Source organism: Phytomonospora sp. NPDC050363, assembly GCF_040655735.1.
Taxonomy (GTDB): Bacteria; Actinomycetota; Actinomycetes; order Mycobacteriales; family Micromonosporaceae; genus Phytomonospora.
On sequence record NZ_JBFAKK010000004.1, the window covers coordinates 21,706 to 38,422 of the forward strand.

General features: G+C 71.7%; 17 protein-coding genes. 8 read left to right on the plus strand and 9 right to left on the minus strand.

Going from position 1 to position 16,717, the window contains the following annotated elements:
• Positions 1-28 precede the first annotated feature (28 nt).
• The 3 genes from AB0I28_RS11205 to AB0I28_RS11215 form a co-directional block, all read right to left on the minus strand.
• Entirely contained in the window at positions 29-691 is a 663-nt protein-coding gene (locus AB0I28_RS11205) for a methionine ABC transporter permease (RefSeq protein WP_357492047.1), read from the minus strand.
• Positions 688-1,662, minus strand: a complete 975-nt coding sequence (locus tag AB0I28_RS11210) for an ATP-binding cassette domain-containing protein (RefSeq protein WP_357492049.1) — start codon at positions 1,660-1,662, stop codon at positions 688-690. The genes AB0I28_RS11205 and AB0I28_RS11210 overlap by 4 nt, the downstream gene beginning before the upstream one ends.
• A gap of 312 nt (positions 1,663-1,974) precedes the next feature.
• Positions 1,975-2,907 (minus strand): LysR family transcriptional regulator, encoded by a 933-nt coding sequence (locus tag AB0I28_RS11215; RefSeq protein ID WP_357492051.1) that lies wholly within the window; start codon positions 2,905-2,907, stop codon positions 1,975-1,977.
• Between the two features lie 71 nt (positions 2,908-2,978).
• Here AB0I28_RS11215 and AB0I28_RS11220 point away from each other — a divergent pair, with 71 nt between their 5' ends.
• On the plus strand, positions 2,979-3,596 hold the full coding sequence (locus AB0I28_RS11220) for a LysE family translocator (RefSeq protein WP_357492053.1): 618 nt from the start codon (positions 2,979-2,981) through the stop codon (positions 3,594-3,596).
• A gap of 1 nt (position 3,597) precedes the next feature.
• Here the strand turns inward: AB0I28_RS11220 and AB0I28_RS11225 are convergent, their stop codons facing one another.
• Positions 3,598-5,004: a DUF2252 domain-containing protein gene (locus AB0I28_RS11225; RefSeq protein ID WP_357492054.1), complete on the minus strand. Its 1,407-nt coding sequence runs from the start codon at positions 5,002-5,004 to the stop codon at positions 3,598-3,600.
• 68 nt (positions 5,005-5,072) lie between these two features.
• Here AB0I28_RS11225 and AB0I28_RS11230 point away from each other — a divergent pair, with 68 nt between their 5' ends.
• Positions 5,073-5,684, plus strand: coding sequence for a trimeric intracellular cation channel family protein (locus tag AB0I28_RS11230; RefSeq protein ID WP_357492056.1), 612 nt, complete (start codon positions 5,073-5,075; stop codon positions 5,682-5,684).
• A gap of 7 nt (positions 5,685-5,691) precedes the next feature.
• Here AB0I28_RS11230 and AB0I28_RS11235 read toward each other — a convergent pair whose 3' ends face one another.
• Positions 5,692-5,934, minus strand: a complete 243-nt coding sequence (locus AB0I28_RS11235; protein ID WP_357492057.1) for a DUF3039 domain-containing protein — start codon at positions 5,932-5,934, stop codon at positions 5,692-5,694.
• A gap of 50 nt (positions 5,935-5,984) precedes the next feature.
• Complete coding sequence (locus AB0I28_RS11240) at positions 5,985-6,338, minus strand: DUF3099 domain-containing protein (protein ID WP_357492059.1); 354 nt, start codon at positions 6,336-6,338, stop codon at positions 5,985-5,987.
• Between the two features lie 85 nt (positions 6,339-6,423).
• On the opposite strand from AB0I28_RS11240, the gene dtd reads away from it, so the two are divergent.
• Together dtd and AB0I28_RS11250 are read left to right on the plus strand one after the other, a co-directional pair.
• Complete coding sequence (dtd, locus tag AB0I28_RS11245; protein ID WP_357492061.1) at positions 6,424-6,846, plus strand: D-aminoacyl-tRNA deacylase; 423 nt, start codon at positions 6,424-6,426, stop codon at positions 6,844-6,846.
• A 56-nt stretch (positions 6,847-6,902) separates the two neighbouring features.
• Positions 6,903-8,618 (plus strand): DEAD/DEAH box helicase, encoded by a 1,716-nt coding sequence (locus AB0I28_RS11250; RefSeq protein ID WP_357492062.1) that lies wholly within the window; start codon positions 6,903-6,905, stop codon positions 8,616-8,618.
• 2,067 nt (positions 8,619-10,685) lie between these two features.
• Here AB0I28_RS11250 and AB0I28_RS11255 read toward each other — a convergent pair.
• Positions 10,686-11,261 carry a CGNR zinc finger domain-containing protein gene (locus AB0I28_RS11255; protein WP_357492064.1) on the minus strand — a complete coding sequence of 192 codons (576 nt, stop codon included), beginning with the start codon at positions 11,259-11,261 and terminating at the stop codon, positions 10,686-10,688.
• Between the two features lie 79 nt (positions 11,262-11,340).
• On the opposite strand from AB0I28_RS11255, the gene AB0I28_RS11260 reads away from it, so the two are divergent.
• Complete coding sequence (locus AB0I28_RS11260) at positions 11,341-12,222, plus strand: alpha/beta hydrolase (RefSeq protein WP_357492066.1); 882 nt, start codon at positions 11,341-11,343, stop codon at positions 12,220-12,222.
• Between the two features lie 85 nt (positions 12,223-12,307).
• A complete protein-coding gene (locus AB0I28_RS11265) occupies positions 12,308-12,745 on the plus strand; it encodes a hypothetical protein (protein ID WP_357492068.1) in 438 nt (145 codons plus the stop codon).
• Between the two features lies 1 nt (position 12,746).
• Here the strand turns inward: AB0I28_RS11265 and AB0I28_RS11270 are convergent, their stop codons facing one another.
• On the minus strand, positions 12,747-13,085 hold the full coding sequence (locus AB0I28_RS11270; protein ID WP_357492070.1) for a hypothetical protein: 339 nt from the start codon (positions 13,083-13,085) through the stop codon (positions 12,747-12,749).
• Positions 13,086-13,102: 17 nt separating this feature from the next.
• Positions 13,103-13,882 carry an IclR family transcriptional regulator gene (locus AB0I28_RS11275; protein WP_357492071.1) on the minus strand — a complete coding sequence of 260 codons (780 nt, stop codon included), beginning with the start codon at positions 13,880-13,882 and terminating at the stop codon, positions 13,103-13,105.
• Between the two features lie 136 nt (positions 13,883-14,018).
• Between AB0I28_RS11275 and AB0I28_RS11280 the strand changes: the two genes are divergently transcribed.
• Together AB0I28_RS11280 and AB0I28_RS11285 are read left to right on the plus strand one after the other, a co-directional pair.
• Positions 14,019-15,353, plus strand: a complete 1,335-nt coding sequence (locus AB0I28_RS11280) for an MFS transporter (protein WP_357492072.1) — start codon at positions 14,019-14,021, stop codon at positions 15,351-15,353.
• A 29-nt stretch (positions 15,354-15,382) separates the two neighbouring features.
• The gene (locus AB0I28_RS11285) at positions 15,383-16,678 is read left to right on the plus strand and encodes an L-fuconate dehydratase (RefSeq protein WP_357492074.1); all 1,296 of its coding nucleotides are present in this window, start codon (positions 15,383-15,385) and stop codon (positions 16,676-16,678) included.
• The last annotated feature ends 39 nt before the right edge of the window (positions 16,679-16,717 follow it).

The window sequence follows — 16,717 nt, forward strand, 5'->3', positions numbered from 1 at the left end:
TGCGTGTTCGTGGAGGTCGGGCGGTGGTTCACCGGCGGTCGAGGTGCCGGGAGACGAGGTCGCCGGCGAACTGGATCAGCTGGACGAGAACGACCAGGATGATCACGGCGACGATCATGGTGTCGTACTGGAAGCGCTGGTAGCCGTAGCGAACGGCCACGGCGCCGAGTCCCCCGCCGCCGATCGCGCCGGCCATCGCGGAGTAGCCGATGATGGCGACGACCGTGACGGTGAGGCCGCGGATCAGCGAGGGCAGCGACTCGGGGATGAGGACGCGGGAGACGGTGCCGAAGCCGTGGGAGCCCATGGCGCGGGAGGCTTCGATCAGGCCGGGGTCGACGTCGAGGAGTGAGGACTCCACGAGCCGGGCGAAGAAGGGGACGGCCGAGACCGCGAGCGGGACGACGGCGGCGGCGCTGCCGATGCTCGTGCCGACCAGCAGTCGGGTGAGCGGGATGATCGCCAGCATCAGCAGGATGAAGGGGACCGAGCGCCCGACGTTGACGATCAGGCCGAGGACCTTGTAGACCGAGCCGACGGGCCGCAGTCCGCGCGGGGACAGGGAGAACAGGGCGACGCCGAGGGGGAGTCCGGCAAGGACCGTCCACAGTGTCGCCAGGCCGACCATCTGGAGGGTCTCCAGACACGCGGGGCCGAGCAGTTCGGCGAGTTCGCTCCAGTCGAGGTTCATCGCTCCTCCACCCCGTATCCGCGCGTCCGCAGCCAGGTGAGGGCGTCCTCGGTGCGCGGGCTCTCGGGGACGGCCAGGCGCAGGCGCCCGACGGTGACGCCGCCTTCGGCCGAGGCGGTCTGGACGGCCGCGTCGAGGATGGACACGTCGAGGTCGAAGCGGCGGACGAGCGCGGCGACGACGGGTTCGCCGACTTCGGCGCCGGTGAAGGTGATGTCGACGGTGCGCGCGTTGCCGGGGGCGCCGGCGTCGCCGAGGTGGAAGGCCTGGCGGCCGAGCTCGGATCCGGGTTCGGCGAGCAGGTCGACGACCTTGCCGGTCTCGACGACGCGGCCGGCGCGCAGGATCGCCGCGGAGTCGCAGATGCGGGTGACGACCTGGAGTTCGTGGGTGATGAGCAGGATCGTCAGGCCCAGGTCGCGGTTGAGCCGGCGCAGGAGGTCGAGGATCTCGACGGTGGTCTGCTGGTCGAGGGCGCTGGTGGCCTCGTCGGAGAGCAGCACGTCGGGTTCGGCGGCCAGGGCGCGGGCGATGGCGACGCGTTGCCGCTGCCCGCCCGACAGCTGCGCGGGGTAGGCGTCGGCCTTGTCGGACAGGCCGACGACGTCGAGGAGCTCGCGGACGCGGGGTTTGCGGTCGGCGCGCGACTTGCCGGCGATGCGCAGCGGGAGGGCCACGTTGGCCGCGACGGTCTTGTTGCGCAGCAGGTGGAAGTGCTGGAAGACCATGCCGATGCGCGAGCGGGCCGCGCGCAGTTCGGCGCCGCCCAGGGCGGTGATCTCGGTGCCGGCGACCTTCACCGAGCCCGAGTCGGGGCGTTCGAGGGCGTTGACGGTGCGCAGGAGGGTCGACTTCCCGGCGCCGGAACGGCCGAGGACGCCGAAGACCTCGCCTTTCCCGACGGTGAGGTCGACGCCGTCGAGGGCGGTCGTGTCCCGGTATTTTTTGCGCACTTCGGACAGTTCGATCACAGTGTGGTCCTTCGACGCGTCCATGCGGACGTGGGGGATCCATGGCTGTGGTCAGCTCATGGATTTGCGCGCGGATCCGTCAGGGACGGTCGGCTCGCGGGGATGCCTGCTTCGGGGCGCTAGCGGAAGGGGGCCCTCAGCACTCGCACATTCGGCGCATCATGCGCCGGCGGGAACACTGGCACGCGCTCATCGCCGGCATCGAGACGCGCTTGGCGGCGTCGCGGCGGCAGGAGGGGGTGCTGTGGGTGTTCACGGCTGGAAGTCTGCCAGTGCGATCGCGCGGGCTCCAAGGACTAGTGAGATATGTCGCTAGCCGTGCCCGTGGCGCCATCCAGCGTCCTCGGCGACGTCGTGCAGGAGGCCGAGGAACTCCGCGACGAGGGGTGTCGCGGACGTGTCGGCCAAGGTCACGGCGAACAGTTCCCGGTACGGGCCGGGCTGCGCGAGCTCGCGGTAGGCCGTGCCGGGGACGCCGGTGAGAGCAAGTCGGGAGACCAGGCCCACACCGATTCCGGTGGCGATGAGGGCCTGCATGACGTCGTAGGACTCGGTCTGGAAGCGGACGCGCGGGGTGAACCCGGCCTCGGCGGCGGCCTTGTCGAAGTGCCGCCGGGCGGCGTACCCGGCGAGGATCGTCACCCACGACTCGTCGCGCAGCTCGTCGAGGTGCAGCGCAGCGCCGGCGGACCGGGCCGCGGCCAGCGGGTGGTCGTCGGGCAGCACGACGACCATGGGGTCGACGAGCAGCCGGTGCACGGCGACCTGGTCGGGCGGCACGAGTGGCGTTCCCCAGGAGGCGATCACGGCCATGTCGAGCGCGCCGTCCGCGACCTGGTCCATGCCCTGCGTCGACACGATGTCCATGACCGACAGCTCGGCGTGGGGCCGTCGGTGCCGCAGTGCGGTGAGGGCCGGCGGGAGCAGGTGCAGCGCGGCGGCCTGGAAGGAGCCGATCCGCAGTCGCAGCGAAAGATGGCCCAGCAGGGTCGCCAGCCCCTCGGCGGCCTTCACCGACTCCGCGTCGACGACCCGGCCGTGCGCGGCCAGCAGGGATCCGGCGGCGGTCAGCGACGCGCCGCGCGGCCCGCGCCGGACCAGCGGAACCTGCCACTCGCGCTCGGCCTTCGCGACCTGCTGCGTCACCGCCGCGGGCGTCAGCCCCAGTTCCCCGGCCGCGCCGGAGAGCGAACCGTGCCGCTCGATGAGCGCGAGCAGCCGCAACCGTCCTGGATCGATCGCCATTCATAAATCTTAAGGCCGACCGTCATCAAATTAACTTCTCTAAGGGGCCGTACCTGGGCAGTCTTGGCCGCATGCTCGCCAACCTGCCCGTGTTCGTCCTCACCACCGGGCTGCTGGCCATGCTCCCCGGCGTCGGCCAGGCCCTCATGGTCCGCCAGACCCTCCACGGCGGACTCCGCACCGCCTGGGCCAGCGTCGCGGGCACCTGCACCGGTCTCCTGATCTGGACCACCGCGGCCGCCGTCGGCCTCTCGGCCGTCCTGACCGCCAACCCCGGCGCCTACACCGCGCTGCGCGTCGGCGGCGGCCTCATCCTCGCCGTGCTGGGCGCGGCGACCCTGTGGTCGGTCCGCAAGACCGCACCCGCCAAGGTGAGACCTGAGCGCCGTTTCGGCCCCTGGGGCGCCTACGCCGTCGGCCTCGCCACCAACCTCGGCAACCCCAAGGCGGGCGTCTTCGCCGTCTCGCTGCTCCCGCAGTTCATCACCCCCGACGGCCCAGTGCTCGCCGAGAGCCTCGTCCTCGGCGTCACCTGGGCGGTCGTCACGGGCAGCTGGTATCTGCTGTTCACCTGGGCGGTCGACCGCGGCCGCGTCCTCATGGCGAGGCCCGCCGTGCAGCGGCGCGTGCAACTCGCCACCGGCGGCGTCCTCATCGTCCTCGGCGCGGCGGTCGCCGCCGGTGCCTGAGCTAGCCGGCGTCGATCTCGCCCCGCCGCACCGCCGCGGCCAGGTCGGCGTGGTCTTGCTCGGTCCGCTCGGCGTACGCGAGGGCGTAGCCGACCATCGAGTCGTCGAGGCCGTCGCCGTCGCTGCAGTAGCCCGCCAGCAGCCGCGCGTCGAGCGAGCGGGCGTGCGCCCGCGCGAGCAGCGCGCCGGCCAGGCGGCCGTAGTCGTCGAGGTCCTCGCGGTCGAGGGACTCGGGGTCGATCTTCCCCTTGCGGTTGCGGAACTGCCGCACGATGTAGTGGAGGCCGTCGATGGTCGTCCAGCCGAGCAGGACGTCGGTGTCGGCCTGCACCAGCCGCGCGCCCCGCACGATCCGTTCACCGTCGTGGGCTGCGGGCGAGGAGGTCAGGTACGGCGTCAGGGCCGAGGGAATCGCCTGCTTGACCTGCAGGATCAGCGGCTCGTCGCCGTTGCCGCGCAGCAGGATCAGGTAGTTGCGCAGACCGACGCTGCCCGTCCCGACGATGCGGAAGGCCACGTCGCACACGGCGTACCGGTTGATCAGCTCGTGCAGCGAGTCGGGGAGAGTGTCGGCGTAGTCGTCGAGGCCGCCGATCACGTGCTCGGCCGTCCGGGGCGTCACGGCGGTCAGGACCGGCGGGTCCGGCACGAACCTCCACACGCCGTTGCCGTCGCGGCGGGTCCACTTCGCGGCGGCCTTGGCGCTGGTGTTCTTCCGGGCCTTCGCCGTCGCCACGCCGATCTCGTCGAGGAGGTCGGTGGTGTCGACGCCGGCGAGCACGGAGCGGTCGCCGAGGGCGTACCAGGAGTCGAGGAAGGGATGGCCGGCGAGCAGCCCGACGACCGTCCGGTAGGAGTGGACGGTGTCGGCGACGGCCCCGCGGCAGCCCCTCTCCGACACGCCGCCGGCGCGCCCGGCGAGCACGAGGCTCGTCACGAGGCGCTTGAGGTCCCACTCCCAGGGACCGGGGACGGTCTCGTCGAAGTCGTTGAAGTCCATCACGATCTCGCCGTCGGGACGCCCGAAGAGGCCGAGGTTGGCCGCGTGGGCGTCGCCGCACAGCTGCGCGGTGATGCCGCTGGTGGGGTCGTCGGCGAGGTCTTGGGCCATGAGCCCGGCGGCGCCCCGGAAGAACGCGAAGGGGGAGGCCAGCATCTTGCCGGTCCGCACCGGCACCAACTCGGGGATGCGCCCGCGCGCCGAGGCCCGGATGAACTCCGCCATCGTCGGACGGCCCGGCGTGGGGCTCACATGGCGATGGGCCGCGTGCTCGACCTTGTCCCGCAGGGCCCGGCCGTGCGCGAAGACCTCCCGTGGGTCGGTCCAGCGCGTCCAGTGCGTGTTCGTGGCGTCCTCCTCGTGTCGGCTGCCGGCCCGTGCGGGCCCTTGTGTGCGACGCAACGCCACCGCCCGGTTTCCCGGGGCGGGCGACTGCGCACACATAGTCTGATCGGAGCGCAAACCTGGGAGTGGCCATGCTCGTACTCGACCTGCTCGGCGTCGCCGTGTTCGCCGCATCGGGTGCCTCGGCCGCGGTGGCCAAACGCCTCGACCTCTTCGGCGTGGTGTTCATCGGCATGGTGACCGCGCTCGGCGGCGGGGTCGTGCGCGACCTGGTGATCGGAGCGGTGCCGCCGCTGGCCTTCACCGACTGGGAGTACGTGACCACCGCCTCGGTGACCTCGCTGGCGGTGTTCTGGCTGCACCCGCAGGTGGACCGGCTGCGGAGGACGATGCTCGTCCTCGACGCGGCCGGACTCGGGTTGTTCAGCGTCGTCGGCGCGCTCAAGGGCGTCGACTACGGTGTGCCGTTCGTGGGGGCGATCCTGGTCGGGATGATCACCGGTATCGGCGGCGGCGTCCTGCGCGACGTGCTCACCAAGGAGATACCGGTCGTCCTGCACCGGGAGATCTACGCCTCCGCCTCGCTGCTCGGCGCGGCCGTCATCGTGGCCAGCACCAGTCTCGGCTGGCCGAAGCAGGTGCCCATGGCCGTGGCGATCGCACTCGTGTTCGGACTGCGACTGCTCTCGCTGTACCGTCGCTGGTCGGCGCCGACCCCGAAGGTCGGCCCGACGTCGGGGTAGGGCGGCGTCAGTCGCCGAGCATTCCCTCGTGGATCTCCTTGCACTCCGGGCAGATCGGGAAGCGCTCGGGATCGCGCGAGGGCACCCACAGCTTGCCGCAGAGTGCCCGGATCGCGGTTCCGTTCACCATCGCCTCCATGAGCTGGTCCTTCGGCACGTAGTGCGCGAACCGCTCATGGTCACCCTCGTCGTAACGGAGATCGGCGTCGGTCCGCTCCTGGATGATCGTGCCGCCGTCGGGGTTGGTCACGTGTGGCTCCAAAACTCTGTCGCAGATCTGTCACAACTAGTGTCGCACGCCTATTCGTCCGGATCGACAACCTGGTGTTCGCGCTGCGTGAGCGCTCGCGGGTCGTCCGGGGAGGGCGTGCGTCGCAGCCACGAGCGCATCCGGTGCTGCTCCTTGGGCGGACGGTCGTTGGCGACGAGGACGGCGACCCACGGCAGCAGCGCGCCGCCGGCGACGCACAGCGGGATCCACACCCACAACAGGGGCGCCTCCGCCATCACCAGCACCGTCGCCACGATCAGCAGCACGACGCGAGTACCCATCAGCAGCACGTACCGGACCTTGCGGTCGTGCAGCTGTTCGTCCTGGCTCTTCTCCGCGCTCGTGATGAGCACGGGCTTGCCTTCGGACCGGGCTGTGGCCATGCCTTCAGCCTGCCAGATCGCGGCCGGGACCGGCGTGCCAGGATCGCGCGTACGGGTGGTGTGATTTCGCAGGGGAGTTGATGTCGTGCGCGCCGTGGTGCAGACGGTCGGGGAAGCAAGGGTCACCGTCGAGGGCGAGATCGTCGGCGAGATCGGGGAGGGACTGCTGGTCCTGGTGGGTGTGACGCACACCGACGGGCCGGCGGAGGTCGAGAAGGTCGCGCGCAAGATCTGGGAGCTGCGCATCCTCGACGGCGAGAAGTCCGCCTCCGACGTCGGCGCGCCGATCCTCGTGGTCAGCCAGTTCACACTTTACGGTGACGCGCGCAAGGGCCGCCGCCCCACATGGACCGCCGCCGCGCCCGGGCCGGTCGCCGAACCGCTGGTCGAAGCCGTGGTGGAATCCCTGCGCAACAGGGGTGCCACGGTCGAGACGGGACGCTTCGGAGCCTTCATGTTGGTGTCGAGCGTCAACGTAGGTCCCAGGACCGTCCTCCTCGATGTCTGAGGACTCTTAGACTCGTACGGCCGTCCGAATAACCGCCGCCGTCCGGGAGCTGATGCATGTCCACGACCGTCGATATCGATGCCCTGCCGCCACTGCGTGCCTGGCAGCGAAAGGCTCTCGTGATGTACCTGCGGCAGCGGGACCGCGACTTCCTCGCCGTGGCCACGCCCGGCGCGGGAAAGACGACCTTCGCGCTGCGCCTGGCCGCCGAACTGCTCGCCGACGGGACGGTCGAGCAGGTCATGGTGGTCGCCCCCACCGAGCACCTGAAGGTCCAGTGGGCCGGGGCGGCGGCGCGGGTGGGCATCTCACTCGACGCGGCCTTCCGCAACGCCGACATGCACCAGTCCCGCGACTTCCACGGCGCCGTGGTCACCTACGCGCAGGTCGGCGCCGACCCCGGCGTCCACCGCCGCCGCACGATGACCCGCAAGACCATGGTCATCCTCGACGAGGTCCACCACGCCGGCGACTCCCGCAGCTGGGGCGAGGGCGTCCGGCTGGCCTACGAGCACGCCGAGCGGCGCCTCCAGCTCACCGGAACGCCGTTTCGCTCCGACGACAACCCCATCCCCTTCGTCCACTACGAACGCGGCCCCGGCGGTGTGCTGACCTCGCGCCCCGACTCCGTCTACGGCTACTCCGAGGCGCTCGCCGACGGCGTCGTGCGGCCGGTGATGTTCCTGGCGTACTCCGGCGAGGCACGCTGGCGCACCAAGGCCGGCGACGAGCTCGCCGTGCGGCTGGGCGAGCCGTTGACGAAGGATCTGACCTCCCAGGCGTGGCGGACGGCGCTCGACCCGACGGGGGAGTGGATCCCGCAGGTGCTGCGCGCGGCCGACGCGCGCCTGACGGCGCTGCGCACCGCCGGTATGGGCGACGCCGGAGGGCTGGTCATCGCCTCCGACCAGACCGCCGCGCGCGCCTACGCGCGCATCATCGAACGTGTGACCGGGCTGCCCCCGGTCGTGGTCGTCTCCGACGACGCCGGCGCCTCGGAGCGGATCGCGAAGTTCACCGAGTCCGACGAGCGCTGGATGGTCGCGGTGCGCATGGTCAGTGAGGGCGTGGACATCCCCCGCCTGGCCGTCGGCGTCTACGCCACCAACGCCCACACGCCGCTGTTCTTCGCGCAGGCCATCGGCCGTTTCGTGCGCGCCCGCCGCACCGGGGAGACCGCGACGGTGTTCGTGCCGAGCGTCGCGCCGCTGCTGGAACTGGCCGCCGACCTCGAACGGCAACGCGACCACGTCCTCGGCGGCCCCAAGGACGACGACCCCGAGGCCCTCCTTCGCGAGGCGAACCGCGAGGAGAAGGAACTCGGTGAGGACGACCGCAAGACCACCGAGACCCTCTCCACGACCGCCGAACTCGACCAGGTCATCTTCGACGGGACATCGTTCGGGACGCCCGTCGGCGCGGGTTCGGCCGAGGAGGAGGAGTTCCTCGGCCTGCCGGGACTGCTGACGCCCGACCAGGTGTCGATGCTGCTCAACAAGCGCCAGGCCGAGCAGATGGCCCGCAACGGCGGCCGCACGAACGCCGACCGCGGACTGGCCCCGTCGAGCGTCATGCGCTCCCAGACCGCCGCCGAGAAGCGCATCCTGCTGCGCAAACAGCTCAACGCCCTGGTGGCCTCACGACACCACGCGACCAACGAGCCGCACGGCAAGATCCACGCCGAGCTGCGCCGCCTGTGCGGCGGGCCGCCGAGCGCGCAGGCGAGCATCGAGCAGTTGCAGGAGCGGATCGAGAAGATCCGGGAGTGGTGACGGGGACCGGATGAAGGGCGGGGTGGGGCGGAGGGGGCAGGCGGGGTGAAGGGGTTAGGTGGGGTGAGCGGGACGGTTGCGGAGGGGCAGACGTGACGGGGCGGGCTTCGGAGGGGCAGTTCTCGCCGGCTCGGCGGAGGTGATTCGCTGCCTGCCCTGGCTCGTGCACCTTGGGCCGGCCTGGGCCGCGCCACCCAGCCGCCCGCGCTCGCCCTGACCCAGTTGACTGCGCAGCATCCGCCCACGCGTCCACGCCCGCGCTCGCGCTCGCGCGCGTCGTGCGCCCTGGTTCGCCCTGGGCCGCCCCACCCACCCTGGCCCGCCCTGCGTCGCGCCACACACCCTGAGCCAGTTGACTGCGCAGCATCCGCCCACGCGTCCACGTCCACGCCCGCGCTCGCGCGCGTCGCGCACCTCCGCCCGCACTGGGCCGCGCCCACTCGCACCCGCCCACCCGTACCCGCGCTCGCGCACCCGCCTACCGCCCCACCCACCTTGGCCCGCCCTGGGCCGCGCCACCCAGCCGCCCGCGCCCGCCCACACACCCTGGCGCGTGCTCGCCCTGGCCCGGCTGACTGCGCCTCGCCGGATGCGGGCGCGCGCGGTGGGAGTGATGTTGCGGGACTCGTGGCACTGCGAACACAGCGGCACGGCCGGTGTGACGTGTTCGGTTTGGAAAGTCCGGCGGGCTGGCCAGGTTGGCCAGGCTGGGCCGCCGGCTCCTTCGTGCGGCCGGGCCACTTGTCGGCAGCTCGCGGGGGCGGGTTGCTGTGCGGCGAGCGGCCCACGAAACGGCTTCTGTTCGGGTTCGTCGCCGTGCGCGCTGGCCCGGCTCAGCAGACGCCTCCTTCGCGCGCGGGCCGGTTGCGCCGAGGCCACCGGCTTCGGCGAGGCGAAACGCGGCTTCTTCGCGCGCGGGCCGGTTTCCCGGCAGCCCGCGCAGGCGGCTCGCTGTGCGGCGAGCGGCCCACACGGCATGGGCCCCGCCAAGCCGCCACACGGTAGAAGCCGGTCCACATGGCCGTCATGCTCGCGGCCGCCGGAGCCGACTGCGCCCCTCAGGCCAGCCTCGCCGCCGAGCCGAGGCCGCCTGCCAGCCTGCCCGCAGGCGCTCGCCTTGACCGGCCCACTGCGCCGCGTCCAGGCCGCCGCACGTGAGCGGAGGCCGCGTGGTGCGGGCAATGCGGGCCGCCGGTCATCACACTCTGCCGGGCGCTCGTGGAGCCGTCGCCGATCCGATATATGCGCGACGCCGGTCCGCCGTTGAGGTGCCGGGCCTCACTTCGGATCGGCTGTTTCGCCGGGCGACCGAGTGGGTGGCCACGGCAGGGCGGGGAGTGCCGCGCAGAGCCGTTGCCAGGCCGTCTGACTGCCGACGCGGACCCGCGCAGACCTTTCCGTGGTGCCCGGCGGCGAGTTGGGCGGTCTCCGCCGACTGGGCCCCGTCGGTCCGTCGCACGGCGGGGACTTTCCGACCCGTCTCGTCGCGCGTGGATCTCCGGGCGTGAGCGGTGGCGCTGCGTGGGAAGCCGGGACCGCTGCGGAGTCGCTCGCCACGCGTGCCCAGCCGGACGGCGGGCGGCGGGTGGCGGTGGGGGTGGACAGCCTTTGCAGCTGGTCCAACCGCAGCTGGTCCCAAGACACTTGCTGCTCCCCGCCTTCCCGCCTGCGGGCGCCGTGCTTCGCGCTCAGGCGTGTCCGTCCGGCCTCGTCCAGGCCGGACACCGGCGGACGGCTGCGCTATGAAGCGTCTTCGGGATGATCTCTCGGCTCGGCGTCGGCCCGCCTAAGGACGCCGGTCGCCCTTGGAAGGTCGGCTTGCGCTGACCTTGCGCCGCGACTCGTCGACGCGTGAGCGGTGGCCGCAAGGCGTGTGGCGCCGGGCGGCCGGTCGCCGCCGGTCCAGGTTGACGTTGGTCAGCGCGGCGGCAACCGCTTCCCACCCTGCCCTGCCGCTCTCATCCATCCCCTTCACCCCGCCGCGTCGCGCTGACCCTCACCTATCGCGCCCCCGCCTCCCAGCGCGCTTCTTCACGCCACCCGGGCCACCCACCCACCCCGCCGCCCCTACCCCTCCCGCCGGCGCCGGTAGTGCCGCGCAACCCGCACGCGGTTCCCGCACCGCGCCGCCGAGCACCACCGTCGGCGCGGGTGCGCCGGCACGAAGAGCAGCACGCAGTCGCCCGCCTCGCACTCGCGCAGCCGCGCGACGGCGGGGTCGGCGGCCAGCTCCGCTGCGGCCTCGGCCAGCGCGGCCGCCAGCCGCGCACCCGGCCCTCCGGCACGGCGCCGAGTCGTGACCACGGCGGAGCCGTCCCACGCCGGAGCCGTCACTGCCGGCGCGGCGTGTTGGGCGTCGGTGAGGCCGGCGAGGGCGGAGGCGGGGGGTTCGTGCCCGTCGAGGAGTGCCCTCAGCACGGCGGCGGCGTCATCGCGCACCGAGCGCACCGCCAGGAGGTCGGCCTCCGACAGGTCCGCCGCCTGGGTCCCGGTGAGCTCGGTGAGCTCGGTGATCCGCGCGCCTTGGAGTGCGAGCCAGTCGCGAAGCTGTTGCGGCGTGGCCAGCACGTCGCCGTCGGCGGTGCGGGTGTTCACCAGGTCGAGGGCGAGGTGCTCGCCGGTGAGGGGTGTGGCGTCGGTCATGCACTAATGCTAACTCACCCCCTTGACGCATTAGGTTTCCCCGACTAGAAATTGAGCCGACACCCCAGGAGGAACCGAGATGACCCACCCCGCCATCGCCCGCACCGCCCACCGCAGCATCGACGTCGACGGCGTCGAGGTCTTCTACCGCGAGTCCGTCCCCACCCGCCCCGACGCCCCCGTCCTGCTGCTCCTGCACGGCTTCCCCTCGGCCTCCCACCAGTACGCCCGCCTCATCGACACCCTCGGCACCGACCACCGCCTCATCGCCCCCGACTACCCCGGCTTCGGCCGCACCACCGCCCCCGCCGACTTCGCCTACGACTTCGACGCCCTCGCCGAGGTCACCGAAGCTTTCGTCCAGGCGCTCGGCCTGACCCGCTTCGTCATGTACGTCTTCGACTTCGGCGCCCCCGTCGGCTTCCGCCTCGCCCTGCGCCACCCGGAGTGGATCGCCGGCATCGTCGTCCAGAACGGCAACGCCTACACCGACGGCCTCACCCAGGGCGCCCGCGACTTCATCGCCCTGCGCCCCGAGGACGACGGCGCCGAGGAGACCATCCGCGGGCTGCTCACTCTCGAAGGCACCAAGGGCCAGTACCTCGCCGGCACCCGCGACCCCGCCTCGATCGCACCCGACGGCTGGACCCTCGACCAGCACTACCTCGACCTCCCCGGCCGCAAGGAGGCGCAGATCGCGCTCGCCTTCGACTACCGGACCAACGTGAACTGCTACTCCGCCTGGCAGGCGTGGCTGCGCGCGCACCGGCCGCCGACGCTGATCGTGTGGGGCACCGGTGACCCCTTCTTCGGCCCCGACGGCGCCCGCGCCTTCCTGCGCGACGTGCCCGGCGCCGAACTGCACCTCCTCGACACCGGCCACTTCGCGCTCGAAGAGGACCTCGGCCCGATCGCGGCGCTGGTCGGCGACTTCCTCGACCGGACCTGGCCCCGGGACTAGCGACGGTGTCGCCTTGCGCACAATCGTTTGTCCGGCGTGAGGCCACTGGAGACGATGACCTTCCGGCGAGGGAAAGGCCGCTCACATGAGGATCCGCTACTCCGGACGCGTGGCGCTGCTCGTCTCGGCGCTCATCGTCGCGATCACCGCGGCCGTCAACGCGTTCCGCTCGGCGCCGGAGCCGTTCTGGCCCTTCGTCGTCGCGGGGCTCGCCGCGGTCCTCATCGTCTTGGTGAACCTGTTCTTCCTGGCCTACGGCTGGGCGAAGGTCGACGAGAGCGGTGTGGCCTACCGGGGCAGGTACGGGGGCTTCCAGAGCGGGCGGTTCCTGGCCGAGGGCGAGTGTCTGGTGATCGCCGGTGCCCGGGTGTTCGTGCGCAAGCCCGACGGGACTCTGGAGGGGACGGGGCTGGTCCGCTGGATGGTCGCCGGCCGCGACTGGCGCCGCCTGGAGGGCATGCTGCCGACGGTGGAGCGCGGCTCGGGCCCGGTCGTCCCCGCGTCCCGGCCCACGTCGCGCTGACTCAGTCGCAGCACCACGGTCCGTCGCAGGGGTCGCCGCGCTCGCTGCCGTAGGCGGCGAACCCGGAGATGGGAGCCACGGCCTCCCATGCCTCGTCGGCGTCGAGCGGCGGCGCGGCGCGCGAGGCCGGTGAGCGCAACGATGCCGGGGTGCTGTCCAGGTCGCACAGCGGTACTCCGCCGACGAACAGCGTCCACATGGGATGGTCGGGGAAGCCGTTGAGCCGCAGGACGCACCACGCCCCGCCGGCCCGCAGTGCGGCGGGGAAGCGCCCCTGTCCGGTCTCGCGCCAGACCGCCCGTTCGCCGGTGAGACCGTTGAGCCCGGTGAGTTCGTCCACCCGTCGAGTCTGCCGGGTCAGACGTGCCCCATGCCGCCGACCAGTCCGCGAATCAGCCCCACCAGGGTCTCGATCCGCTCGCGGGTGGCGTGCCCGGTCAGCAGTGAGGTGCTGACCGCGAACGGCTGCGTCTCGGCGGGAAGGCCGGGGACCGCGACGGCGAGGCAGGTGATGCCGTCGGTGGTCTCCTGGTCGTCGACGGCGTAGCCGCGCTCCCGGGTCTCGTGCAGTGCTTCGATCAGCGCGTCGATGCCGGTGATGGACCGGCCGGTGTAGGCGGGAAACGGCTCCAGGCCGGCGAGCATTTCCCGGACGCGGTCGTCGGGGAAACCCGCGAGCATCGCCTTGCCCAGCGCGGTGCAGGTCGCCGAGATCCGCGACCCGACGCGGCTGGTGATGCGCAGCGGCTGGCGCCCTCCGTGGATGGCCAGGTAGACCACGTCGGTGCCTTCGAGGGTGCCCAGCTGGAGGGTCTCGTCGATGGGCGTCATCCGCCGCGTCCAGGTGCCGAACTCGCGCACCGGGTCGAGGGTGTCGAGGTAGGCCTGGGACAGGGCGACCAGGCCGGGACCGAGGACGAAGCCGTTGCCGCCTGCGCGGATCAGCCCGATGGCGGCCAGGGCCGTGCACACGTTGACCGTCGAGGAGCGCGGGATGCCTCCGGCGGCCTTCGCGAGTACGGCGGGGGTGAGGGGCTGTCCGCCGGCGTCGGCGAGCGCTCGGAGGATGGCTCCGGCGCGCAGGACGGCGGGTGCGGGGGTGGCGCTGTCCCAGCCGTTGAGGTCATGAGTGCCCATGGTCGCCCAATCTACGAGGCGGAGGCGAGTCCTCTGCCGTCAATATATTGACAGGTGTGCAGTATATTGACAACCCTGGTCGTGATCATTACCGTCGTGTGGCACCGGACTCGATCCCCGAACAAAGGAGTTCGCGATGTCATCCCCGGCACCCGCCGCCGCACCGGCGTCCCGGCCGGCACCCCGAGGCGCGAGCCGCATGCGCTGGGCGATCATCTGGCTCGCCTTCGCCGGCCTCACGATCAACTACCTCGACCGCTCCAGCATCAGCGTCGCGCTGCCCTTCATGGGCGAGGACATCCACCTCGACAAGACCCAGCAGGGCCTCATCCTCGCCGCGTTCTTCTGGTCGTACGACTTCTGCCAGCTCGCGGCCGGCTGGTACGTCGACAAGGTCGGCCCCCGACGCTCCTTCAGCATCGCCGCCGTGTGGTGGTCGATCTTCACCATGGTCACGGCCGCAGTGCACAGCTTCTGGACCCTCATCGCCGCCCGGCTCCTCCTCGGCATCGGCGAGAGCCCGGCGCCGGCCACCTCCGCCAAGGTCGTCGCGACCTGGTTCCCCCAGCGCGAGCGCGGCCTGGCCACCGGCATCTGGGACTCCGGCTCCCGCGTCGGCGCGGTCATCGCCATTCCGGTGGTCACCCTGATCATCCACTTCGCCGGCTGGCGCACGACCTTCATCATCATCGGCATCCTCGGCCTCGCGTGGGCCCTGGGCTGGTGGAAGGCCTACCGCGACCCCGACAAGCACGCCCGCGTCAACGCCGAGGAGCTCGCCTACATCCGCGAGGGCGGCGCGCGCGTCGCCGAGGCCGACGACGAGGCGGCCGCGAAACTCCCGTGGCGCAGGCTCTTTCGCTACCGCACGGTCATCGGGATGATGTTCGGCTTCTTCTGCCTCAACAGCGTCATCTACTTCTTCATCACCTTCTTCCCGACCTACCTCGTCGAGGAGCGCGACTTCAGCCTCCTCAAGCTCGGCTTCTTCGGGATGATCCCCGGCATCTGCGCGGTGCTGTCGGGCTGGCTCGGCGGCTGGCTCGCCGACCGGGCGATCCGCCGCGGCGTGTCGGTCACGAAGGTCCGCAAGACCATCATCGTCGCCGGCATGGCGGGCGGCTCGGTCATCATCGCGGCCGTGATCGTCCCGCAGGCGTGGATGGCGCTGGCCCTGCTGTCGCTGGCCTACGCCTCCCTCACCTTCGCCGGGACCGGCATCTGGGCCCTGCCCGCCGACGTCGCGCCCAGCTCCGCGCACGTCGCCTCGATCGGCGGTATCCAGAACTTCGCCTCGAACTTCGCCGGGATCCTCACCCCGATCATGGTCGGCTACCTCGCCGACGAGACCGGCTCGTTCGTCATGCCGCTGACCATCATCGGCGTCATCGCGCTCATCGGCGCGCTGAACTACCTGTTCGTCGTCGGCAAGATCGAACCCCTACCCGTGGCGCGCGCCGCCACCCGCTAGACAGTTCAGAGAAGAGAGGAAGCACCCGCATGCCACGCATCACGGCGATCGACACGCACGACGTGCGATTCCCGACCTCGGCGGAACAGGCCGGCTCGGACGCCATGCATCCCGACGGCGACTACTCCGCCGCCTACCTGACCCTGCGCACCGACCACCCCGAAGGGCACGAGGGGCACGGGTTCACGTTCACCATCGGGCGCGGCAACGACATCTGCGTCGCCGCGATCGAGGCCATGGGAGCCACCCTCATCGGCCTCGACCTCGACGAGGCCTTCGCCGACATGGGCGCCTTCGCCCGCCGCCTCACCGGCGACTCCCAGTTCCGCTGGCTCGGCCCGGAGAAGGGCGTGGTGCACCTGGCCGCCGGCGCCCTGATCAACGCGATGTGGGACCTCTACGCCCGCGTCGAGGGCAAACCGGTCTGGAAGCTCCTCGCCGACATGACCCCCGAGCAGATCGTCGCGCTCGTCGACTGGCGCTACCTCTCCGACGCGCTCACCCCCGCCGAGGCCCTCGAACTGCTGGCCGCCAAGGCAGGCGGAAAGGCCGAACGCGAGGCCGAACTCATCGCCACCGGCTACCCCGCCTACACCACCTCCCCGGGCTGGCTCGGCTACGACGACGCGAAGATGGTCACCCTCGCCAGGCAGGCCGTCGCCGAGGGCTTCACCATGATCAAGCTCAAGGTCGGCGGCAACGTCGAGGACGACGTGCGCCGCTTCCGCGTCGCCCGTGAGGCCGTCGGACCCGACATCCGCCTGGCCAGCGACGCCAACCAGAAATGGGACGTCGCCGAGGCCATCGACTGGATGGGCCGCCTCAAGGAGTTCGACCCGTACTGGATCGAGGAGCCCACCGCGCCCGACGACATCCTCGGCCACGCCGCCATCCGCCGAGGCGTCGCGCCGATCAAGGTCGCCACCGGCGAGCACGCCCACAACCGGATCCTGTTCAAGCAGCTTCTCCAGGCCGAGGCCCTCGACGTCGTCCAGATCGACGCCGCCCGCGTCGCCGGCGTCAACGAGAACATCGCGATCCTGCTGCTCGCCGCCAAGTTCGGTGTCCCGGTGTGCCCGCACGCCGGGGGAGTGGGGCTGTGCGAACTGGTGCAGCACCTGTCCATGTTCGACTTCATCGCCGTCTCCGGCAGCCGCGACGACCGCGCCATCGAGTCGGTCCCGCACCTCCACGAGCACTTCGAGGACCCCATCGTCGTCGAGAACGCCGCCTACCGCGCGCCGACCGCCCCCGGTTTCAGCGCGAAGATGAAGGAGACCTCCCTGAGCGCCCACGCCTTCCCCGGCGGGAAGGTGTGGTCGTGACCATGTCGAAGCAGCACGCGGCCCTCGCCCCTCGCACAG